The 21,087-nt window shown below is 42.5% G+C and carries 20 protein-coding genes and 1 pseudogene; 8 read left to right on the top strand and 13 right to left on the bottom strand.

Annotated features, from left to right (window positions below; translation table 11 throughout):
• Positions 1-180: 180 nt before the first annotated feature.
• Both QUF94_RS04065 and bioB read right to left on the bottom strand, forming a co-directional pair.
• Entirely contained in the window at positions 181-402 is a 222-nt protein-coding gene (locus QUF94_RS04065) for a hypothetical protein (RefSeq protein ID WP_289314709.1), read from the bottom strand.
• A gap of 287 nt (positions 403-689) precedes the next feature.
• On the bottom strand, positions 690-1,655 hold the full coding sequence (bioB, locus tag QUF94_RS04060; RefSeq protein WP_289318283.1) for a biotin synthase BioB: 966 nt from the start codon (positions 1,653-1,655) through the stop codon (positions 690-692).
• A 647-nt stretch (positions 1,656-2,302) separates the two neighbouring features.
• Between bioB and QUF94_RS04055 the strand changes: the two genes are divergently transcribed.
• From QUF94_RS04055 to bioA, 3 genes are read left to right on the top strand one after another with little or no spacing between them, the layout of a single operon-like run.
• A complete protein-coding gene (locus QUF94_RS04055; protein WP_289314708.1) occupies positions 2,303-2,887 on the top strand; it encodes a biotin transporter BioY in 585 nt (194 codons plus the stop codon).
• Positions 2,866-3,573: a dethiobiotin synthase gene (bioD, locus tag QUF94_RS04050; RefSeq protein ID WP_289314707.1), complete on the top strand. Its 708-nt coding sequence runs from the start codon at positions 2,866-2,868 to the stop codon at positions 3,571-3,573. Before QUF94_RS04055 ends, bioD begins: the two co-directional genes overlap by 22 nt.
• On the top strand, positions 3,570-4,952 hold the full coding sequence (gene bioA, locus QUF94_RS04045) for an adenosylmethionine--8-amino-7-oxononanoate transaminase (RefSeq protein ID WP_289314706.1): 1,383 nt from the start codon (positions 3,570-3,572) through the stop codon (positions 4,950-4,952). The genes bioD and bioA overlap by 4 nt, the downstream gene beginning before the upstream one ends.
• A gap of 77 nt (positions 4,953-5,029) precedes the next feature.
• Here the strand turns inward: bioA and QUF94_RS04040 are convergent, their stop codons facing one another.
• On the bottom strand, positions 5,030-5,311 hold the full coding sequence (locus tag QUF94_RS04040) for a hypothetical protein (protein ID WP_289314705.1): 282 nt from the start codon (positions 5,309-5,311) through the stop codon (positions 5,030-5,032).
• Positions 5,312-5,870: 559 nt separating this feature from the next.
• Between QUF94_RS04040 and QUF94_RS04035 the strand changes: the two genes are divergently transcribed.
• Positions 5,871-6,143, top strand: a complete 273-nt coding sequence (locus QUF94_RS04035; protein ID WP_289314704.1) for a YesK family protein — start codon at positions 5,871-5,873, stop codon at positions 6,141-6,143.
• 42 nt (positions 6,144-6,185) lie between these two features.
• Entirely contained in the window at positions 6,186-6,431 is a 246-nt protein-coding gene (gene arfA, locus QUF94_RS04030; protein ID WP_289314703.1) for an alternative ribosome rescue factor ArfA, read from the top strand.
• Positions 6,432-6,815: 384 nt separating this feature from the next.
• Here arfA and QUF94_RS04025 read toward each other — a convergent pair whose 3' ends face one another.
• On the bottom strand, positions 6,816-8,309 hold the full coding sequence (locus QUF94_RS04025) for a peptide MFS transporter (protein WP_289314702.1): 1,494 nt from the start codon (positions 8,307-8,309) through the stop codon (positions 6,816-6,818).
• Positions 8,310-8,641: 332 nt separating this feature from the next.
• Here QUF94_RS04025 and QUF94_RS04020 point away from each other — a divergent pair, with 332 nt between their 5' ends.
• A complete protein-coding gene (locus QUF94_RS04020; RefSeq protein ID WP_289314701.1) occupies positions 8,642-8,866 on the top strand; it encodes a hypothetical protein in 225 nt (74 codons plus the stop codon).
• A 107-nt stretch (positions 8,867-8,973) separates the two neighbouring features.
• Here QUF94_RS04020 and rsiV read toward each other — a convergent pair whose 3' ends face one another.
• A complete protein-coding gene (rsiV, locus tag QUF94_RS04015; RefSeq protein ID WP_289314700.1) occupies positions 8,974-9,843 on the bottom strand; it encodes an anti-sigma-V factor RsiV in 870 nt (289 codons plus the stop codon).
• Entirely contained in the window at positions 9,828-10,343 is a 516-nt protein-coding gene (locus QUF94_RS04010; protein ID WP_289314699.1) for an RNA polymerase sigma factor SigV, read from the bottom strand. The genes rsiV and QUF94_RS04010 overlap by 16 nt, the downstream gene beginning before the upstream one ends.
• A 185-nt stretch (positions 10,344-10,528) precedes the next feature.
• Between QUF94_RS04010 and QUF94_RS04005 the strand changes: the two genes are divergently transcribed.
• Positions 10,529-11,935, top strand: a complete 1,407-nt coding sequence (locus QUF94_RS04005; RefSeq protein ID WP_289314698.1) for a polysaccharide deacetylase family protein — start codon at positions 10,529-10,531, stop codon at positions 11,933-11,935.
• A 99-nt stretch (positions 11,936-12,034) separates the two neighbouring features.
• Here the strand turns inward: QUF94_RS04005 and QUF94_RS04000 are convergent, their stop codons facing one another.
• Positions 12,035-12,754 carry a YebC/PmpR family DNA-binding transcriptional regulator gene (locus tag QUF94_RS04000; RefSeq protein ID WP_289314697.1) on the bottom strand — a complete coding sequence of 240 codons (720 nt, stop codon included), beginning with the start codon at positions 12,752-12,754 and terminating at the stop codon, positions 12,035-12,037.
• A 262-nt stretch (positions 12,755-13,016) separates the two neighbouring features.
• Here QUF94_RS04000 and QUF94_RS03995 point away from each other — a divergent pair, with 262 nt between their 5' ends.
• Positions 13,017-13,742, top strand: coding sequence for a DUF4261 domain-containing protein (locus QUF94_RS03995; RefSeq protein ID WP_289314696.1), 726 nt, complete (start codon positions 13,017-13,019; stop codon positions 13,740-13,742).
• Positions 13,743-14,079: 337 nt separating this feature from the next.
• Here the strand turns inward: QUF94_RS03995 and eutC are convergent.
• From eutC to QUF94_RS03965, 6 genes and pseudogenes are all read right to left on the bottom strand, one after another.
• Positions 14,080-14,805 (bottom strand): annotated as a pseudogene (gene eutC, locus QUF94_RS03990) (ethanolamine ammonia-lyase subunit EutC); the annotation flags it as partial.
• 32 nt (positions 14,806-14,837) lie between these two features.
• On the bottom strand, positions 14,838-16,202 hold the full coding sequence (locus QUF94_RS03985) for an ethanolamine ammonia-lyase subunit EutB (protein WP_289314695.1): 1,365 nt from the start codon (positions 16,200-16,202) through the stop codon (positions 14,838-14,840).
• An 18-nt stretch (positions 16,203-16,220) separates the two neighbouring features.
• Positions 16,221-17,627, bottom strand: coding sequence for an ethanolamine ammonia-lyase reactivating factor EutA (locus QUF94_RS03980; RefSeq protein WP_289314694.1), 1,407 nt, complete (start codon positions 17,625-17,627; stop codon positions 16,221-16,223).
• An 18-nt stretch (positions 17,628-17,645) separates the two neighbouring features.
• Entirely contained in the window at positions 17,646-18,917 is a 1,272-nt protein-coding gene (gene eutH / locus QUF94_RS03975; RefSeq protein ID WP_289314693.1) for an ethanolamine utilization protein EutH, read from the bottom strand.
• Positions 18,918-19,063: 146 nt separating this feature from the next.
• Entirely contained in the window at positions 19,064-19,648 is a 585-nt protein-coding gene (locus tag QUF94_RS03970; RefSeq protein ID WP_289314692.1) for an ANTAR domain-containing response regulator, read from the bottom strand.
• 9 nt (positions 19,649-19,657) lie between these two features.
• On the bottom strand, positions 19,658-21,037 hold the full coding sequence (locus QUF94_RS03965; RefSeq protein ID WP_289314691.1) for a sensor histidine kinase: 1,380 nt from the start codon (positions 21,035-21,037) through the stop codon (positions 19,658-19,660).
• Positions 21,038-21,087: the final 50 nt, after the last annotated feature.

The following is a 21,087-nucleotide window of genomic DNA, read 5'->3' as shown; positions in this document are numbered from 1 at the left end:
TTTCATTACATTAAAAAACCCCTTCTTACAATTTAGCATTTTTTTTAAATTATTTTCACTAATCAATCATTTTTTTATTTTTGTAAAGATTGACTGGTCACTAGCTATCTACAGCTTAATAAAAAAACACCCTGACTGTAGACAAATTGAAGAAATCGAATTTGACTGCAGTTTTTTCCTTTATAAATTCCAGTTGATTTCAGATATCCGCTCCCTTTCCGCCGACTGTCTGCCAAGCCACATCAAAGCAAGCGCCTGCAGGGACTCGGCAAGCCAGTTATTCGGCAAGAGTGTCGCAAATTTCTTCAATTTTGTCAGGATTACAGTAAAAATCATTAAGGATAATCTAGTCTTGTTTTTAGACAAAGTCGAAGAAAGCGGGTTGCCTACAGTTTTTTTCAAAACATTCCAGTTGATTGGAACGGAAGGTACGAGACTCCTGCGGGAAAAGCGTGTCAAGGGAGACCCCACAGGCGCAAAGAGCGCCGAGGAGGCTCCCGGACCGCCCGCGGAAAGCGAGTGCCTGGAGAGTAAATCAGCGTTCAAATTTTACAAACCCTCAAAAAATATTCCAGCTGTTTTCAGAAATCCGCTCCCTTTTGTCACAAACTGAAAAAAACACCCTAAGGGTGTTTTTTTCAAATCCATATAGTTTTCCTCAAAAAATGAAAGTTTTATAACCTTCTTTATCAAAGAGCACATTCTTCAATTTCAAATCCCAGGTCTTCGATGATTCCCCAATCCGCCGTGGGTTCTTGACCAGCTGTCGTTAAATAATCGCCGACAAAGATGGAATTGGCTGCATAAAGTGCCATGGGCTGCATGGAACGGAGATTGACCTCACGACCGCCGGCCAGACGGATTTCTTTACTCGGGTTAACGAATCTCATCATTGAAATCAATTTCAAGCATTTATTGGGGGTCAACTCGGAAGTTCCCTCAAGCGGTGTTCCGTCAATTGCATTGAGAAAATTACAAGGAATGGAATCTGCATCAAGGCTGCGTAAGGATAGAGCGATTTCCACCGCTTCGGCCTCTGATTCCCCCATACCGAAAATGGCACCTGAACATGGAGACATTCCGGCATCTTTAACAGTTTCGACTGTATCTACCCGGTCCTCATATGTATGTGTCGATGTAATATTGCTGTAGTTTTCCTGTGATGTATTCAAGTTGTGATTGTAGCGATGAACGCCTGCTTCCGCTAGTTTGCCGGCATGTTCCTCATTCAGGAAACCTAAACAGCAGCAGATTTTAAGATCCGTCGTTTCGCGGATTTCTTTTACCGCTTCAATGACATGATCAATTTCCCTGCTAGTCGGCCGACGGCCAGAGGCAACAATGCAATATGTACCCGCTTTACGACGAATGGATTCTTGTGCTCCCTCGACAATCTTTTCTTTAGTCAGCCAGGCATATTTATCGATTGGGGCTTCCGAAACGATCGACTGCGAGCAGTAGCCACAATCTTCGGGACATAATCCTGATTTCGTATTGATGATCATATTCAATTTAACCTTATTCCCATAATGATGCTTGCGTATGAGATAGGCTGCATTCAAAATTTCCAAAACATCGCCGTCCGGAGCTTGCACGATGGATAATGCTTCTTCCTCCGTCACTTTATATCCTTTAATTACGTTCTCCGCTAACATCTTCCAATCCCTTACTAATGTATCCAAACCTTATCCCTCTTTTCTTTACAATCTTTTAAATTCCTTCTCATAAAACTGACTCGATTAATTACCTGACCCTTGGAACGGATTGGATAATTTTTGCACTCGCTAAATCACATCTGTTGTTCCTGATGTGTTGCCATTAAAGTGTGATGAATCGCTGGTGCATGGATTCCGTGGCTTATGTACTTCCTAGGAAAGCAGCTTGGCTCGTTCCGGTTTTCAGCAGAATGGCCCCATTTCGATATCTATCTTTCCCTTCAAACCAAAATGTTCGGAAGTTCCCCGCGGGTCGAACGTGCAACACCAACCATAATGAGCGCCGAAAGATCAACAATGCCTGGAAACATGCCAATAAGTGATCTAAATAGTTCTCCCGAAAATAGAACCTTTAATTTGTTAACCTATAATATTTTAAGTTAACATATCGATAGAATAATAACATACAAACAAAATATTATTCAATGGTCTTTTTTCAATATTTTACTAGTCTGTCCATTAAAACCTGTGTACGTATGGTTTTTATATGTTAACTAAATAATAAATTAGTTGACATATAAAATGGGAATCAGGCAAACTAATAGTGAGCATTTCGCCTATCATTTCTAAAAAAGGAGGTGAAAACCTTGAAAGCAAGGACGATTTCTTATGTGGCCCTTTTTACCGCGTTAACCGCAATTGGCGCCTTTATTAAAATACCTATCCCTTACATACCATTCACACTTCAAATTCTGGCAGTCTATTTGGCAGGCGCATTATTGGGCCCCCGTCTTGGATTGCTCAGTCAGCTATGCTACGTCTTGATCGGACTTATCGGGGTGCCCGTGTTTGCTGAAGGCGGGGGATTCGGCTATATATTCAAACCCACTTTCGGCTATTTGCTCGGATATATACTGGGAGCCTATGTAAATGGATGGCTGATCAACCGGTTTTCCCTCACCACGATTCGTTCCATATTCTTTGCTAATGCCGCCTCTTTACTGACTGTGTACTTCTTCGGCTGCATCTGGCTTTATGGTGCAATGAAGTGGATTGTGGAAACGCCGCTTTCAATCAACCAAACGATTCTTTACGGCTTCTTATTACCTGTCCCCGGTGATCTACTGCTGTGCATTATATGTGCTGTCATCATTCAACAAGTACGTCCGCGCATTGCAAGATATATAAACGTGAAGGAGCTGAATCATCCATGGGCCAAGCCTACTTTATAACCGGAACTGGCACGGATATTGGAAAGACCATCGTCACGAGCGCACTCTATCTGTCTCTTCAAACATTGGGAAAAAGCGTCACGATATTCAAACCATTTCAAACTGGAATCAACGAGGAAAACAATACATACCCGGACATATCTTGGTTTGAGCAGGAACTCGGTGTAAAGGAATCAGGGTTTTACACACTGGAACCTGAAACCTCCCCACATTTGGCGATTAAATTGACCGGAAAGCAAATTGATGAGAAGAAAGTCGTGGAAAGGGTTCATGAACTTGAGGAAATGTATGACATCGTATTAGTCGAGGGTGCTGGCGGATTGGCTGTCCCGCTCATTGAACGATCCGACGGTTTCTATATGACGACGGATTTCATAAGAGATTGCGGCATGCCTGTCGTATTCGTATCTACAAGTGGTTTAGGCGCGATTCATAATGTCGTGACGACGCATTCGTATGCCCAAATCCATGATATATGCGTGAAAACCATTTTGTATAACCATTACCGGTCAGAGGATCGGATTCATAAAGACAATATCGAAACCATTGAAAAGCTGACAGGGCTGAATGGCCTCGCCTGCATCCCAACACTGGCGGATGTTAGAAAAGACTTGAGGATCTGCATCCTTGATTTACTTGATGATCAAGATTATACCCAACAACTGAAAGAGGTGTTCCAAGCATGAACAGTCAGGATTTAGAGCAATGGGATAAGGAATATGTATGGCATCCGTTCACACAAATGAAAACGTATCGGGAAAGTAAACCGCTGATCATCGAGCGCGGGGAAGGCAGCTACTTGATTGATGTGGATGGCAAACGCTATTTGGACGGCTATGCTTCATTATGGGTGAATGTGCACGGGCATAACGAGCCGGAATTAAACGGCGCCCTTATTGAACAAGTGAATAAGGTCGCGCACTCCACACTGCTGGGATCTGCAAATGTACCATCGATCTTACTGGCAAAAAAACTTGCAGAGATCACTCCTGGTCATTTATCGAAAGTCTTCTACTCTGACACGGGATCTGCTGCTGTGGAAATCGCCCTTAAAGTCGCTTATCAATATTGGCAGAACATCGATCCCGTCAAGCATCGGAATAAAAACAAATTCGTCTCCCTTGACGAAGCATACCATGGCGATACTGTCGGTGCCGTGAGTGTTGGCGGAATGGATCTATTCCATAGAATCTTTAAGCCACTCTTATTTCAACGGATTTCCGCCCCTTCACCATATGCCTATCACATGACTGAGTATGGAGATCCAGAAGCAGTGAAAAACCATTGCTTGAAGGAACTGGAGAAGTTACTGCAAGAACAATCAGAGGAAATTGCAGGATTGATCATCGAACCGCTTGTGCAGGGCGCGGCAGGCATCATAACCCATCCGGAAGGCTTTTTGAAAGAAGTCGAACAATTATGCAGAAAGTACAACATCCTCCTAATTTGTGATGAGGTGGCCGTTGGATTCGGTCGAACCGGAACGATGTTTGCCTGCGAACAGGAAGATGTTGTTCCTGATATCATGTGTATGGGCAAAGGGATCACTGGGGGATATATGCCACTCGCAGCAACCATCATGAACGAGCAGATCTTTCAATCCTTCTTGGGAGAACGGGAAGAACATAAAACCTTCTATCACGGCCACACCTATACAGGAAATCAGCTAGCCTGTGCACTGGCCCTGAAGAATATCGAGCTAATGGAAAGCCGCAATCTCATTAAAGACATCCAGAAAAAATCAAAATACCTATCCGAAAAACTGCAAGCGCTATACGAACTTCCGATAGTCGGCGATATCCGCCAGCGCGGCTTCATGATTGGAGTGGAGATCGTTAAAGACCGCCAAACAAAAGAAACGTTCACCCTCCAAGAGAATGTCGTTTCCGGAATCATCCATACAGCACGGGAAAATGGCCTGATCATCCGGGAACTTGGTCCAGTCATCACGATGATGCCGATCCTTTCCATGTCAGAAAAGGAACTCGATTTCATGGTCGAAACCGTCTACCGTGCCATTCAGGAAGTCTCCATTCATAAAGGATTGATCCCAGCAGCAAACTGATTCAAAAAGATGTGGAACTAAAAAGGGCACCCTCAATGGGATGCCCTTTTTTTCGCTTGAATTTTGGATGAAGTCACCTATTCAAACAAAGGGATTTCCGGCGGCATCCCGGCTTCAGGCAAGAAATAAATGAAAATGGTGAAACAAATGATAAGCAAGGAAAAGATGAATGCAATAAACGAAATGCCCAAGAGAAATTTCTTACCTGCTAAATATAAGCTGATCACCAGACTTGCAAACCCAATGATCAAATAAATGCTGGCTCCAACATAGGAATTCAACTTTGGAGTAATCCCCGAGATAAAAAGCAGCACGAAGGTCATTTGCATGGATATGCATATTCCAAGTAAACGTTTCATTTTTACCTCCTGTCTTTTTAAAAATCGAGTGCGATATAAATATAACATTCATCCCTATCCGCTTCTTCATTACGCACCATTAATGGACTAATTTTAATAATCCTTGATGTAAATGATTGGATATTTATTGTAAACTGGATAAGCAAAGGAGTGGATTTGCAGTATGGCGATAACAAAGAAAAGATTTTTCATAAGTTCTATAGTGGGTATCATACTCATGTTTCTTGCTAACTCTGGTCTGCAATACTTCAGTGGCCAACCGATAAAGTGGTCAGGGAATTTAGGATATGCATCCTATTTCGTAGCATTTATTTTACTTTTTAGTTGGCTATTTGGAGATCTTGATAAGAAAAAGGCCGATCACTAATGTAAGTGAACTTTGTTTGTACACAAATATTAAGAATTTAATTTACCTCACCTTTACGTTTATCTTTTTTGTTTTCCTCCCTCATACATCCAAGAAGGTGACCTCCTGCTGTCTTTTTCACTCCTTAAATAAAAAAGAAAAAATTTGCTAATTATGGTATTCTTTACATAATGTTTTTAAGGAGGTTACAAAATGATGTTGGGATTTCCCCTCCTGGTTGCTTGTGTCCCTGGGATGTTAGTAATACTTTTGGCGTGGTGGTTTAGGAAATTACATTTATCTTTATTTGTAAGGCTTTTACCAGGCATATTAACCGTTATAGCGTCAATTATTTTGTTTTACATTGGTTTTGTGAACATCAGAGGGTTTGAAGGAGCTGGATATGGAATACTTGCTTTCTTTTTACTTCCCTTTGCAATTGTGGCTTCAATAATTGCGAGTAAAAACAAAGGTGTGCAAAGCTAGTCCATTTAGTTCGGATAATCTATGAAAACAGGAATATATACAATGACTAAAATGATTACAACCAATAAAAAAACCATTGGTGAAATGACAAATAGCCGAATGCGTTGGGCGTTTGCCCCCTCCACCCGTATTATTAAAAACAAAAAAGGAAAAGGTTCTTACAACCGAAAAAAAGAGCAATCCTATACAGGATGCTCTTTTTTTCATATTAGCTTATTTCTTTATGGCAACCGTATCATTTCTGAAATTCCACTGCTCTCTTTTGGAATCTATCAAGTTGAAACTTAGTTTATTATGGATTACTAATGTCAGCTGTTAATGTTAAAAATGCCAGGCAATGCCATTTTGTTTAGAATTGGGATGGACACTCAGCTAAGGAGAGGGTTAAATGAAAAATAGATTGTACTTAGGTATTCTATTTTCGATTTATTTCATTTTAGGATATTGTATTTTTTTTATCATCGATATCGGGCCCATTCCCAAGATTATTTTGTTTTTCGTCTTAGTGTTCACTGTGGATCCTATTAAAAGAAAAGTTAAAGGTTTGAATCATAACCTCAAATAGAAATCGATCAAGCACCCATTCAGGAAGTTGCTAGAGGTACAAAAAATGAAAAAAAGATGACCCCTTTTTAATTTGGAGGTCATCTTTCTTTTATTGCTTGCTAAGTGTTAGCGAATGCCTTTCATGTAACCTTGAATCTTTGGTGATAAGGCCATCAGGGCCAGTCCAAGGACGATTGAAGCAACACCGATCACTCCAAAATAAGCCATTTCAGTTTGAGGTGTGTAGAATCTAACGATTTGTGCGTTCAGTGCTTGTGCTGCTGCACTTGCCAGGAACCACAGGCTCATCGTTTGTGCCGAGAATGCAGCTGGAGCCAATTTAGTAGTGGCAGAAAGTCCAACTGGCGATAAGCAAAGCTCTCCAAGTACTACAAGGAAATAGCTAAGTACAAGCCATAGTGGATTGACTAATGCGTCGGATCCACCGAAATAAACAGGAAGCAGGATAACCAAGAATGATAAACCAGCGAACAATAAACCTATTGAGAATTTTTGAGGAATTGTCGGCTGGCGCTTTCCTAGTTTAATCCATAACCATGCGAATACTGGTGCAAGGGTAATGATGAACAAAGGATTCAATGATTGGAACCATGCCGGGTTTATTTCTATTCCAGCAAAATTCAACTGTGTCCGTTTGTCTGCATAGCTTGCTAATATTGTTGCACCTTGCTCTTGAATCGCCCAGAACATGACAGCTGCTATAAACAAAGGAATATAGGCAATCAAGCGTGAACGTTCAACAGAAGTCGTTTTCGGGCTGCGATACATGAAAATGAAATAAAGGGTCGGAATAACGATCCCAAGGATACCTACAAGATTAATGAAGGTTTCAATCGTTAAGATGCCTGCAGAAGCAGTGATGCCAATGATGGCAGCTATGATCAATGCAGCTATTCCAAATTTAGTGAATACTTTTTTCTTTTCACCTTGTGATAATGGGTTAGCAGGAAGGGTTCCAGCCAGGCCCAGGTTCTTTTTCTTTGTTGCAACAAAGACGATGAGTCCAATCAACATACCAATTGCTGCAAGTCCAAAACCAAGATGGAAGCTGTAGTCCATTCCGACTGTACCGACAACAAACGGTGAAAGGAATGCACCCATGTTGATACCCATATAGAATATACTGAAACCGGAATCCCGGCGCTCGTCATTTTCTGCGTATATTTCCCCAACGATGCTGGAGACATTTGGTTTTAAAAGACCAGTACCCAGTACAATAAGAACCATTGAAACAAAGAACATGGAGAGACTGCCTGGTACAGCAAGGACAATATGCCCGAGCATAATCAAGATACCACCGTAAAATACAGCTTTGGAAGTCCCAAAAATCCTATCGGCAAACCAGCCACCTATTATACCGGACATATAAACTAAAGATCCGTAAATGGATACAAGGGCAAGGGCTGTGGTTTCATCAAGACCTAGTCCCCCTTTAGAAACTTCATAATACATATAGTAAACAAGAATGGCCTTCATGCCATAATAGGAGAAACGCTCCCAGAACTCAGTAAAGAAAAGGGTGAATAGTCCTTTGGGGTTTCCAAAAAAGCCTTTTTGAGGTACACTATCCACAATTTTCTGTTTATTTATCGTTGCCATACCCAGTCCTCCTTTTATTATTGTATAATAACATTTTATTTTCTCTATTGTAAACAAATATTTAGTATATTTAAATAATTAATTTCAAAGTAAATAATAATGGCTTTTCACCATGCAAGTAACACTGCGAATCCTCCGGAAAAAAACACCATTCAATAGGAAGCACCATCAATGATATATTGCCCTAACTTCACGAATGATATTACGTTTAATACCTCATTAGTAACCATTTACCAATTAAATGAAAGTCAAAAAGGAAAACGCAAAACCCCAACCAAAACCGTTATGGACACCGTATAATAGAAATAACACAAAAATGAGGAGGCACAATAATGCTCGGTATCATAACCGTCGTGATGATTTTTTCCATCCCTATACTCGGCATACTGACTACCCATTTCGAAAAACAGTCAAAAACCAAACACAATATGCTCAAAGATGAATTGGAACTTGAAAAACTTAAACATGCAAACTTTCTTATGGAGACGGAAAAAATGAGGCTGGAACTGGATCAGATGAAATTCGATGAAAAAAGGGACGAACCAAGGTTACTGTAATCAAGTAACGTTGGTTCGTCCTTTTTTATGGGCATTGTGGGGTCCCCGTTTTAAAACCATCCCGCCCGTCATAAGAATGATTAAAGCACCTTACAAATACATTCGTTTTAATGGATATATTGATTGCCCACAAGAAGATCTGTTAGCACCTTTGTCGGGATGATGAACTCGACGGCCCCCATATATCCCGGGGCAGCTTCATAGCTGTTAAAGGCGATGACTAGCTTGCCATCTTCGTTTATATAAAAGTTTTGGTTTCCATCTATGCCTTTAAAAGCAGTAAAATCATCATCTTCGACCCAATATATCTTTTCCGGATCTTCAGCCATCTGCCGCTTCATCTGTTCCTTGATGTTCTCGCTGATCACCTGGAGATAGCGATCATCTTTAAATAAGCTATTTAGCGTTAATAGCACTTCGTTTTTCTTGTCGACTGTATCGAATTGACTTTCTGTAGAACTGGAAGCCTGGATCTTATCCGTATAACGCCGTACGGATAAGATCGTTTCATTATCCGTCAATATCTCATACCCGCTTTCCACCGAGATATTACCCTTTTCCCCTTCCTTAAGTTTTGACATGGAATCCGAGAATTCCTTATAGAGCTGCTTGCTTTCCGATAAGTATTTATCATTCAAGCTATTTTCCAGCTGTTTATTCTCCAGACCGGATATAGCAGGTGTTTTGATTACTGCCGAGGAATTATTCGCTTCTTCTTTCCATTCGACGAAGGTGATCACGTCGATGACCTTATCGACTATTGGAATATCACTCATGGCTTTCGCCACTGCCGGACTTATGTTTACGGAAGCTGTCACAATCAGAAGCGCTGCAGCTGCTGACACCAGGATATTCCTGCCAACCCTTGGCTTCTTCCTTGGCCTTTCATTCAAGGCGGCTTGAACGACATCTTTCAATTCTTTTGGGATCGGTGTTTTAAGATACTCTTCGCGAAGATCTTTTAATTTTTTTTCCATCTTTTCGTTTCCTCCCGTTCAGTCATGTTGATCCGTAATAGTTGCAGCGCTTTATATAATCTTGTTTTAATCGTGCTTACGTTCTCTTCCAGCACTTCCGCTATCTCTTCCAACTTCAGGTCCTCAAAGAAACGAAGGACGACTACCGTTTTATACTTGACCGAAAGTCCTTCAAGGGCCTTTTGCAAATCCAGGTCAGCGTAGTGATCTTCCTCACCGCTGCGTAAGTACTCTATTGTTTCGTCATCGGCGACTGTCAGCTTCTTTTTCTTTCGCAAAACATCAAGTGCCGTTCGGACGATGATCTTATATAACCAACTATCTATAGAAGCAGCGTCTTTTACTTTGCTGCTGGAGGCCAGCGCTTTCCTGATCGATTCCTGCACGATATCAAGCGCATCCTCTTGATTTTTGACATAGTAAAAAGCAAGTCTGTACAAATTTTCTTGCCGTTCGGTTATCCGGTTCGTTATTAATTGATTCATATCTAGATTTTTCATTGCATGATAGAGCTCCTTACATTTAAATTACGTATCCTAGGTACAAAGGATAGACGTTCGTGCAGCCATAAAAGTTTGAATTTGATCAAGGAAATATCTTTATATAAAAAAATGAAAATATTTACAAACTTTTAAGGCTTTTGGCGCGTCTATATAGTAGAATGATTATCGAGGTGGAATGCATCATGAGGAAACTAAATTATAAAAAAGTCTTTATTTTTCTATTTTGTCTAACAGCTGCAGTGGGAACGATGGGGTTAGCCATCAAAAGTCTTGCTTTTGATAAGAAACGAACCGTTTCGGCCTATACAAACGATAAAAATTACCCAGAAGCTGATATTCAAACGTATGTGAAAGATAATACGAAAGGCGGGTATTCAGCCAGCAGACCCGTTCTGCATATAGAAAATATCGACAAGCAACTAGAAGCTTACATAAAGAAAGAAATTAAGAATTATGAAAAGAAATGGAAAGCATCCGACGGAAAAGCATCCGAGCTAAACCTCACATATACGATCCTCCATTTCAGCAAGCAGACCATTACGATTTCCTTCGATAAATATGAACAAGTGGAAGGAAAGAAGGAGTCTGAATCCCGGATCTTCACTTATGATGTTCCATCTCAGCAAAAGCTCTCCATAAAAGACATCTTTGCCACGGATACTGATTATTTATCCGTTTTATCCGATATTGTTTTTGAAGAGTTAACGCAGAAGGAAGAAGAAGGCATTTCAAAGAGTCTTATTAAAAAGGAAAACAAACTGAAAGCGGCCAACTTCAATTCTTTCTCAGTCTTGAAAAATACGCTTGTATTCTACATTAAGACTGATGATTCAACTAAGACCCATACAATAGCCATCAAGAAGGAACTTTTTAAAGATAGTTTGCTAGATTCATATCAAAGTGAAGATTTGAATGAGGATCGTGTAAAGGAATGGCAGCCGAAACATATCGTCGCCCAACTGCCCGAGCAAAAGGAATGGATTGACCCAACACAAAAGGTCATTGCCTTGACGTTCGATGATGGGCCGCATCCAAGTCATACCATGTCCATTCTTGAAGACCTGAACAAGTATGATGGACACGCGACCTTTTTCGTGCTTGGAAGCCGCGTACAGCACTATCCGGAAGTTCTGCAAAAAATGCTGCAGCAAGGAAATGAGATCGGCAACCATTCATGGGACCATCCGCAGCTGACGCGCTTAAGCAAGAACAAAATCAAAGACCAAATCGAAAAAACCCAAGACGCTGTAGAAAAAGCTACAGGTGCTGGGCCAAATCTCGTCCGTCCCCCATATGGAGCGATTAACGATAATGCGCGTGAATACATGGAGGATATGAAAGTCATACTCTGGGATGTCGATCCCGAAGATTGGAAAGAACGCGATGAAAAGAAAATCGTGAACAAAGTGATGAGTAAAGCCAAAGATGGCAGTATCATATTAATGCATGATATCTATCAAGCTAGCGCCCAGGCTGCAGGAAAAATCATCAAACAACTGCATGACAAAGGCTATCAACTTGTCACTATTTCGGAATTGGAAAAGGTAAAGAAAGACCGTGAACTTTCCAGAATCACCATAAATGAATAATCAAAAGAAAGAGCCTGTTTCGTCATTCGGAACAGGCTCTTTTGCATCCAAACAAAATATGCAGGCCTTTGATCATACAGCAAAGGTCTGCTTGTTTCTTCATTCTCCAAGATCTACATTATGATAAACTTGTTGAACATCTTCCAAATCTTCCAATGCATCAATCATTTTTTCGAATTGTGCTTGTGCATCTTCTGGCAGGGTAAGGTCATTTTGTGCAAGCATCGTCAGCTCTGCCACTGTAAAATCGGTGATTCCTGCATCCTTGAATGCTTGTTGCACAGCATGGAATTGTTCAGGTTCAGCATAAACGATGACCGATTCTTCTTCTTCAATGATGTCACGTACATCAACATCCGCTTCCATGAGCAGTTCAAGTACATCATCAGCCGTTTTACCTTCAATCCCGATCACAGCCGTTGCGTCGAACATATAAGCAACAGATCCGCTGACACCCATATTCCCGCCATTTTTCCCAAACGCGGCACGTACATCAGATGCCGTCCGGTTCACGTTATTTGTCAATGCATCCACGATGACCATTGAACCATTTGGACCGAATCCTTCATAACGAAGTTCGTCATAGCTTTCTTCCGAACCGCCTTTTGCCTTTTCAATCGCACGGTCAATGATCGCTCTCGGAACATTGTAGGTTTTCGCACGCTCAAGTACGACCCTTAATGCCTGATTGGATTCTGGATCTGGTTCACCTTGTTTCGCCACTACATATATTTCCCGTCCGAACTTAGCATAAATCCGACTTGTATTTGCATCTTTTGACGCTTTTTTTTCTTTAATGTTATTCCACTTACGACCCATTATATTCCACTCTCTTTCATCATTGAATATATACGAATTGATTATTAAGATACTGCTCTAAGAGAAAACCCATTAAGGGAATTCCTTTAAAGATAGACAGTACGTTTACTAGATTATATTATACATCAATTGTATAAATTTGAAAAAGTCTGCACATCAACCACTGGCATTAAATCGACGGCTTGGCGCCATATATTATAAAATACTATGGAATACATCAAGAGTGGTATAGTATGAAGTGATTGGAAAGGAGAGATGATTCATGACGGAAAACCAAATCATCATCGGGATACCCGGAAAGTGGAAGGACCGGACAGAATTGATTCAAACGGTAGCCTCCCAAAGCGAAGGGTATCTGTTAGCCGGGAATATTTTTCATAACAAGGATAAGAACATAACTTTTCAGGCGGAGATCCAGGATTATGAACCCACTTTAACAGAGACCTTTTCCTACGCCAGTAAAGGCGCCTTTCCAGAGAGTTTATTAGCGGAAATCAATGACCATACCTTTACCGTTTATATAATTGCTGATATATCCAATGTCGGAAATGTTTCAGATTTGATCGATGCCGGTGTAGCAATCCTTAGGGCAGGCGGAATGGCAGTGAAAATAGAAACAGCTGGCATTGCCCATTCAAAGGAAGATTGGCAACAACTTCATCATAGCCCCGATATTCTCTCGGTATATGCCCATTTTGTGACGATCATCGGTGAAGAGGATTATTATTGTTCTTTCGGAATGAAAGCTTTTGGTCTTCCGGATGCCGTGACACTTAACACAATGAGTCCGAAAGAGGCGGCTGCTCTACTTAACACATTCAATTATTACCATGTAGGTGAACAGCCTCTCTTTAAGAATGGCGAAACCTTTAGCATACAAAAAGACGCACCCGACTTCATATTGACGGGCCTTCAGGACTTTAGATACGAAGAAGACCATCCCTTCTATAACCCATTTGGATTGTGGAATTTAGGGACAAGTAAATAGAGGGGCAATTCGCTCCTCCCAAACTGTAGACAAATTCGAATAAAGCGAGTTTGCCGACAGTTTTTTTATTTAAAAACCATTCCGATTGATTTCAGAAATCTGCTCCCTTTCCGCCGACTGTCTGCCAAGCCTCCTCAACGCAAGCGTCTAGCGGGGTCTCGGCTAGCCAGTTTTTCGGCAGGAGTGTCGCAAATTTCTTCTATCCAATAAGGATTGCAATAAAAAAACTTTAAGGATAATCTAGTCTTGTTTTAAAATCATGGTTCGGGATGAGACCATATCTCCCCCACTTTTGCCGACAAACTGTGAGGAGTAATTCGCTCCTCCATTTTTATTTTCAACCGAGTTTTTCACGCTTTTCTTCGTCATGTTCTTTCTTCACGAGGGACATGCCGCTCGCTTGGTATTTGAGGATCTTTTGAATGACCGTGCCAAGATGCGCTCCAGCTTCAACGGGCGGGATTCCTCCTTTATGGATGTTGGAAATGACCATCCGCTCTGCTTCAATTGTGCCCAAGCGAGGTTTATAGCAAATATAAGCGCTCAATGATTCAGCACTGACGAGACCAGGCCGTTCACCGATTAACAGGACAATGACCTCAGGTCCAAGGATTTCACCGATATCATCCATCACGGCAACCCGGCCCTTTTCAATATAAAAAGGGGTACCTGTATCCAGTTTTGCCACTGCCAAAGATTGTTTGAAAGATAAATAGACGTCCTCCATATTTTCTTCGATCGCCTTGGCACTTAAGCCATCGGATATGATGATCTGAACCGTAGGGGCTTTTATGCATTTGGCTTCTATCACCCGCTTTGCTTCATCCGAAAGTTTCCTGCCGTAATCCGGACGCCGCAGATAGACTTCCTTATCATCGGCCTTCGTTTTCACCTTGAATAAATCCAAGCGTTTCAACAGAATTTCACTGACCTCACCATATACAGCATCAACGGCTGCTGCATGGTCAAAACGGAATTTCAGCCAAGAATCCGTTTTCGGCCGTGTTCCCGATCTGCCTACCCCTATCCGCGCAGGGGTTTTCGCCATCAAAGCATCCAAATCTTCCTTATTATTCATTCCCATATCATCCACTCCTAATGGTTAAATATCGTTGGATCACCGGCACGCTTCGTTAACTTGCCGTTTTCCATAATCCCCATCTTCTCCAGCCAAGCTTCATATAAGGGGGCAGGCCGCTTATCCATCGTTTGCCTCAAAGTTGCTATATCGTGGTAACTCAAAGACTGATAGTTTAACATGCAGTCATCCCCCATCGGAGTTGCGATGATGAAATTCACGCCAGCCGCTGTTAAAAGTACACCCAAGTCCTCGATATCATTTTGATCCGCCTTCATATGATTCGTGTAGCAAATATCGACTCCCATCGGCAGGCCATGCATTTTTCCCATGAAATGATCTTCTAACCCGGCGCGGATGACCTGCTTGCTGTTATATAAATATTCAGGTCCGATGAATCCGACGACCGTATTGACAATGTACGGATCAAAATAGCGGGCAAATCCATAGTTCCTTGCTTCAAGCGTCACCTGATCGATTCCGAAATGCGCTTCCGCCGATAACTCGGAGCCTTGCCCCGTTTCAAAATAAAGATGCTGTGGACCTGTCCCGGTCCCATAGGCCTTTGCCACCTCATTGGCTTCTTCGAGCAATTGAACATTAATTCCAAAAGAACGATTGGCCGTTTCGGTTCCGGCTATGCTTTGAAAGATCATATCAGCAGGTGCCCCCTGCTGTACGGCCTTAATTTGTGTGGTCACATGCGCAAGCACACAATTTTGTGTCGGGATGTTCCACTTCTGGATGACATCCTGTGTCGCATGAAGCAGCCGCTTTACGCTTTCGACTGAATCATCGACAGGGTTGATTCCAATGAGTGCATCCCCAATTCCATAGGAGAGGCCTTCTTTTAAAGAAGCGAGCATGCCATCCACATTGTCTGTCGGGTGGTTAGGCTGAAGGCGCGAGGCAAGCGTTCCTTTATATCCGATCGTGCTATTATTCTTGGTGAGCACTTCGATTTTATTGGCTGCATGAATGAGGTCGAGGTTCGACATCAGCTTGGCGGCAGCAGCAATCATTTCACTATTCAACCCCCTGCTTATTCGCTTTAAATCCTCTCCAGTCGTTTCGTCACTTAAAATATATTCACGCAGCTCGGCAACGCTCCAATTCTTCACAGATTGATAGATGGTTCCATTGATGAGACCATCTATCACCCGTGACACTTCATCCTCTTCCGGGGAGAGTAAGGGATAGTTCCTAATGTCTGCCAAAGTCAATTCGCTAAGCACCGCTTTCGCCGCAATCCGTTCTTGGACCGATTCTGCTGCAATTCCCGCAAGCCTATCTCCTGATTTCTCTTCATTCGCTTTGGCCAAGACTTCTTTCAACGATTTGAATTGATGGATTTCCCCAAAGTATTGAGTGGATAATTTCATCGTGTAATCCTCCTTTTCCTAACTGTGAAAGGTTAGCGTTTTTACGACAACCGGAACGACCCCTGTCCGCAGCAGCCTTCCTATATCTAAATAATCACCATGTTCCACTTGTGTCTGATCAATGCAGATGACCGGCAAATCTGGTTGATTCGCTAGAAATGTTTGACCAAGCACCTTCCCATAATCACTATCCATGACAATGATCAGAGGCTGCTGCTGATTCGGCTTTTGCTTCAAAGCCTCGGTAAAAGCGACTGCGAGCTGCTGAATGTCCCGAAATGATAGATAAGGCAAATTCGTTAAATAAAAGGCGAAATTCAGGCCCTCATGCTGGGGATCGTATATCGTGATCGCATCCAGAACAGCTTGTGTCATTCTCTCGGCTCCATCATCCAGCACGCCTTGAAAATCGAGCCGATAGACTGGGATATTACGAACTGGCAGATGGGAATCATTCACCTCGATGGTAGCACCGCTGATTTCAGTTGTATGTGCGCCTGCTCCAAGGACAGTCGCCCGAACCGTTTCAACGGGCTGTTCCCACTCCCATGCAGCCAATCCTTCATTTTCCTTTATAGAGGTTGCAAGCATCATACCTATATCCCGGAAGCTTTTGTCCTTCCGTTCTTCATGATAAATGCAATCACTGACCCCGCCCGAGAACATTAACCCATCTATTCGTCCTGTCCACGATGGCTCCTTCCCCACTAAAAGGAGTTTATCTTCGTTTGTGTATGAACCAGCCAGAAACCTCAAAAGCACCTTCGACATTTCATTTGCGATGATTGCCCCATCACCATTCAAAGGAGAATACCCCTTTGATTTCAGCCATTTTCCTATTGAAGGAGCAACCTTCACCTTCGCTCCCTCCCATTCAACCAAACGGCCCCCTATATGCAGTGTGCAAGTTCCGCAAAGCATGCCAGATCGGTAAACGGCAATATTCGCCGTTCCCCCGCCAATGTCTATGTTCGCAATTGTCTTTCCTGTCTCAATGGAATGTTGATAGGCACCGGATCCCTTGGCGGCAATGATTCCCTCCAAATCCGGACCGGCTGCCGCTACAAGGAATTCCCCTGCCGCTTTGGATAACTGGTGTACCATTTCTTCTGCATTTTGTTTGGTTGCCGTTTCCCCTGTGATGATGACAGCCCCTGTTTGTATGTTTTCCATCATGATTCCAGCTTGATGATATTCACTTTCCACCATTCTTTGAACGGCAGGTATATCAATTACCGTATCGGATAAAAGCGGGGTCCTGAAAATGGGACTTTGATACAGAATTTTCTTATCGGTAATTTCGATTTTTGGTACCTGTCCACCACCCGCCACATTCCTAAGCGAAAGCTCGCTGATAACAAGTTTCGTCGTACTGGTGCCAATATCAATTCCTGCACTGATGATTCGTTCCACCTGTTCATTCATTAAAATTCCACCTCAGTTTTACACAACTTGGATTTCGTTTCCATCTTCTTCCTTGTTTTCCCCTTTATATTCATTTATGCCGATAACTCCTGCTGCACGATCCTTTTCCTCCAATTCCAAAGCTTTCGGAACGGACAGCCAGTAAGCAAGACCGATTCCAATAACACCGGCAGATAGCTTGCCCACAATGATCGGTAATATTAAGGAGGGCTGAAAGTTGGCTGTGAAAGATAAATGATCGCCTAATAGGAAGGCCGCACACACAGCGAAGGAAATGTTTATGACCTTGTCCTTCGGCGGCATATCTTTAACAAGTTTGAACATCGCCAATATATTGGCTACCGTGGCTAATATCCCTGCACTCCCCGCTTTGCTCAATCCGATTTTCCCGCCCATCGCTTCAAGCGGCTTGCCTGCATACTTTTGAATCAGGTAAATCATTGGAAAAGCACCTGCCAGCATGATCCCGATATACCCCGCCGTTTCCAGGGCACGGAACTGGTCCGCCTTATCGGCCATGATGGGGTGGAACCCCCAAGCACCAAATACAGTGGAAAACAGTCCGGTGAAAATTTCCACGATTGAAAACACAAGTACGAGTTTAATCGCGGCATCCAATATTTTCCCAAACCACATGAAACCTTTGATCATCAAATCCGGCAGGAAATAAAGACCTAACGCAAGCAATACCACAAAAATGAGAAGGGGGGAAAGGTTCAGGGCAATTTTCAAATAGCTCAACGCGAATTCGTATGTAGAATCCGCATTCGTGGAAATAACTTCGCGGATTTTCGAATTCGTTGCCACCACCAGCACACTTGAGATGAAAGCGCCAATCGGAATCGTCAGGATCCCTGACATGACACCAAGAGCCATGTACTTATGATCACGCTTCTCTAACATGGCAAGCCCCATTGGAATCGAGAATACAATCGTTGCTCCAGACATGAATCCGACAATCATCGCCATGATCCAGCCTTCATATGACTCCTGGAGCTCGGCAGCCAATTGGTAACCCCCCATATCCGTTGCCAAAATCGTGGTTGCAGCAAGGGCGGGATCTGCACCGATTGCAGCGAAAACCGGACCGCATACTGTATCGATGAACCATGATAAATAAGGGATTGAGGCCATGATTCCAGCAGCCGGGATGAATATATGGCCAACGGTATGCAAACCTTCCATGAATTGCTTGCCCAATCCTCGCTCACTGTCCTTAATCGATGCAAAAGCACCGACAACAGCACACACCATAATGATATAAATAACGAATTTACCTACCATCTCCATACATATTCCCCCTGAATTCCGATTTGATTTGGCCTATCGACTTTTAAAAAAGGGTATAAAAAAAGACGCCTCTTATAGCCCAAACTTAGGTTTTTCAGTAGAATTGCCTACCTATAACCAATTTGGACCATCAAAGCGCCATTGCTTCATCTATTTACTTGTTTTTGATCATTTGAAATGATCATTCGTGCCACTGTCTCCATGGATAGCTGCTTATCCATACTCAGCCTTCTCAGTTTTTTGTAAGCGGTTTCTTCTGTTACTTTCTTCCTTTTCATGATAATTCCTTTTGCCTTTTCAATGACTTTACGATTTGTGAGCGTTTCATCCAATTGAGCATTTCGTTCCTGATATTTTTTTACATTGGCGGCTTGCAGTAAAGCAATCTCCACTGCCGGAATCAAATTCGCCTCCGTTATTGGCTTTACAAGATATCCGACGATATTCGCCCGTTTCGCCTCGTCGATATATTCACGCTGGCTGAATGCAGTTAAAAGCAGGACCGGTATCTGAAAGGTATTGGATATCACTTCGCTAGCCTTGAGTCCATTCATTTTAGGCATTTTTATATCCATCAAAACGAGATCCGGCTGTAAAGCATGTGCCAATTCAACCGCCTTCTCGCCGTCACGTGCATGTCCAACCACATCGTAGCCTGCATCCTTGAGCATAATCGTTATATCAAGCAGAACGATCGATTCATCCTCCACGACCAAAATCCTCTTGACCACTTCTCCCACCTACCTCTTGTATGGAAATCTCACAGAAGCCAGGGTACCTTCTTTAATCCGATGAATCGAAAACTCCCCATCCAAATCATTTTCCACCGTCATACGGATGATATCCAGCCCCAAAGAAGGTTTCACTGCCGGCGAATAGCCGATGCCATCATCTCTTACTTGAATCTCCAATTCAGAACCATCCTTTTGAAAGCATACGGTAATCTTCCCTTCCGTACCTTCCATGAAAGCGTGCTTCACACAATTATGAATCAGCTCATTCACCACCAGCGCGACGGAAATGCCAATGTCGGAATCAATGGAATGAAGCTCACCCGTATATTCAATGCTTAGGACGTTACGGGTATGATCCTCCGTATAAACGATCATATCGCCTATTTTCTTAATAAGCTCCAGTAAATCCACGTGATCCGCATGGCTGCTTGCCAAAATGATTTCATAAACCGACGATATGCTTAACACCCGGTTCAAACTGACCAATAAATGGGGCTTGCTTTCTTCAGGGGCCCCTATCCTCATTTGCAGCCGAAGTAAACTGGCAACAGTCTGCAAATTATTCTTCACCCTATGATGAATTTCACGAATGGCTACTGACTTGCTAATCAGCTCTCTCTCTTTATCCCGCAGTTCAGTCAGATCCCGGATGATGATGAATGTTTCATCGGAATTCTTGTTGCCTAAATGGAATTTCTTAATTTGGAAAGTCTTTTTACCAATATTAATTTCTTTCATTAAAATCTCTTCTTTTGAAGCAAGAACATCGGCAAAGTCAGGAAAACAATCGAAAATGGAGTCCCCCAAGACACAGTCCCTCAAACCTATTTCCGTTACTAGATTAATGGCAGCAGGATTCATATAAACAAGTCGGTTCTGGTTATTGATCAGGAAAATGGACTCTTCGATGAATTCAGGAACTAAGGAATTTTGTTGATCTTGCCTTTCAAACTGATTTGAAGTTTCAGGTTCTTCCTGAATCACCTTTTCCATGATCAAAACGGCTATGACCCGATTGCATTCTCCCTTGACCGGAACGACACTTTGCTGGACCATTGCCCCCTCTTGAGTCAATGCCCGATTCACGAACATCTCCTTTCCGGTGCGCAATACATAAAATACTGCCGGCTCGAAAGCCTCATAGGCAAATTTCCCGACAACCGGATGATCATAAGCCGATTTTACAGAATATGCGCTTGCCTCTGCCACGACTATGGCATGCTTCCCTTCACGCACCGGACAATCAATAAAGACATTCGCTTTATTCAAATTGGCTATCAACGATAAATTCGTTGATAGGTTTTCAAGAATTTGAATATCCTTGTCCAGTAGGTGAGTATGCATCTCACATAATTCTCGGACAGCAGTTGTAGTTGTCCGTTCCATAGGCAAAACCCCAATAACGTTTATTCATGGATATTATTATTGATTATTAT

The organism is Peribacillus sp. NJ4 (assembly GCF_030348345.1).
In the GTDB taxonomy this organism is placed as follows: Bacteria; Bacillota; Bacilli; order Bacillales; family DSM-1321; genus Peribacillus.
This window is presented reverse-complemented; position numbering and strand designations above follow the sequence as displayed.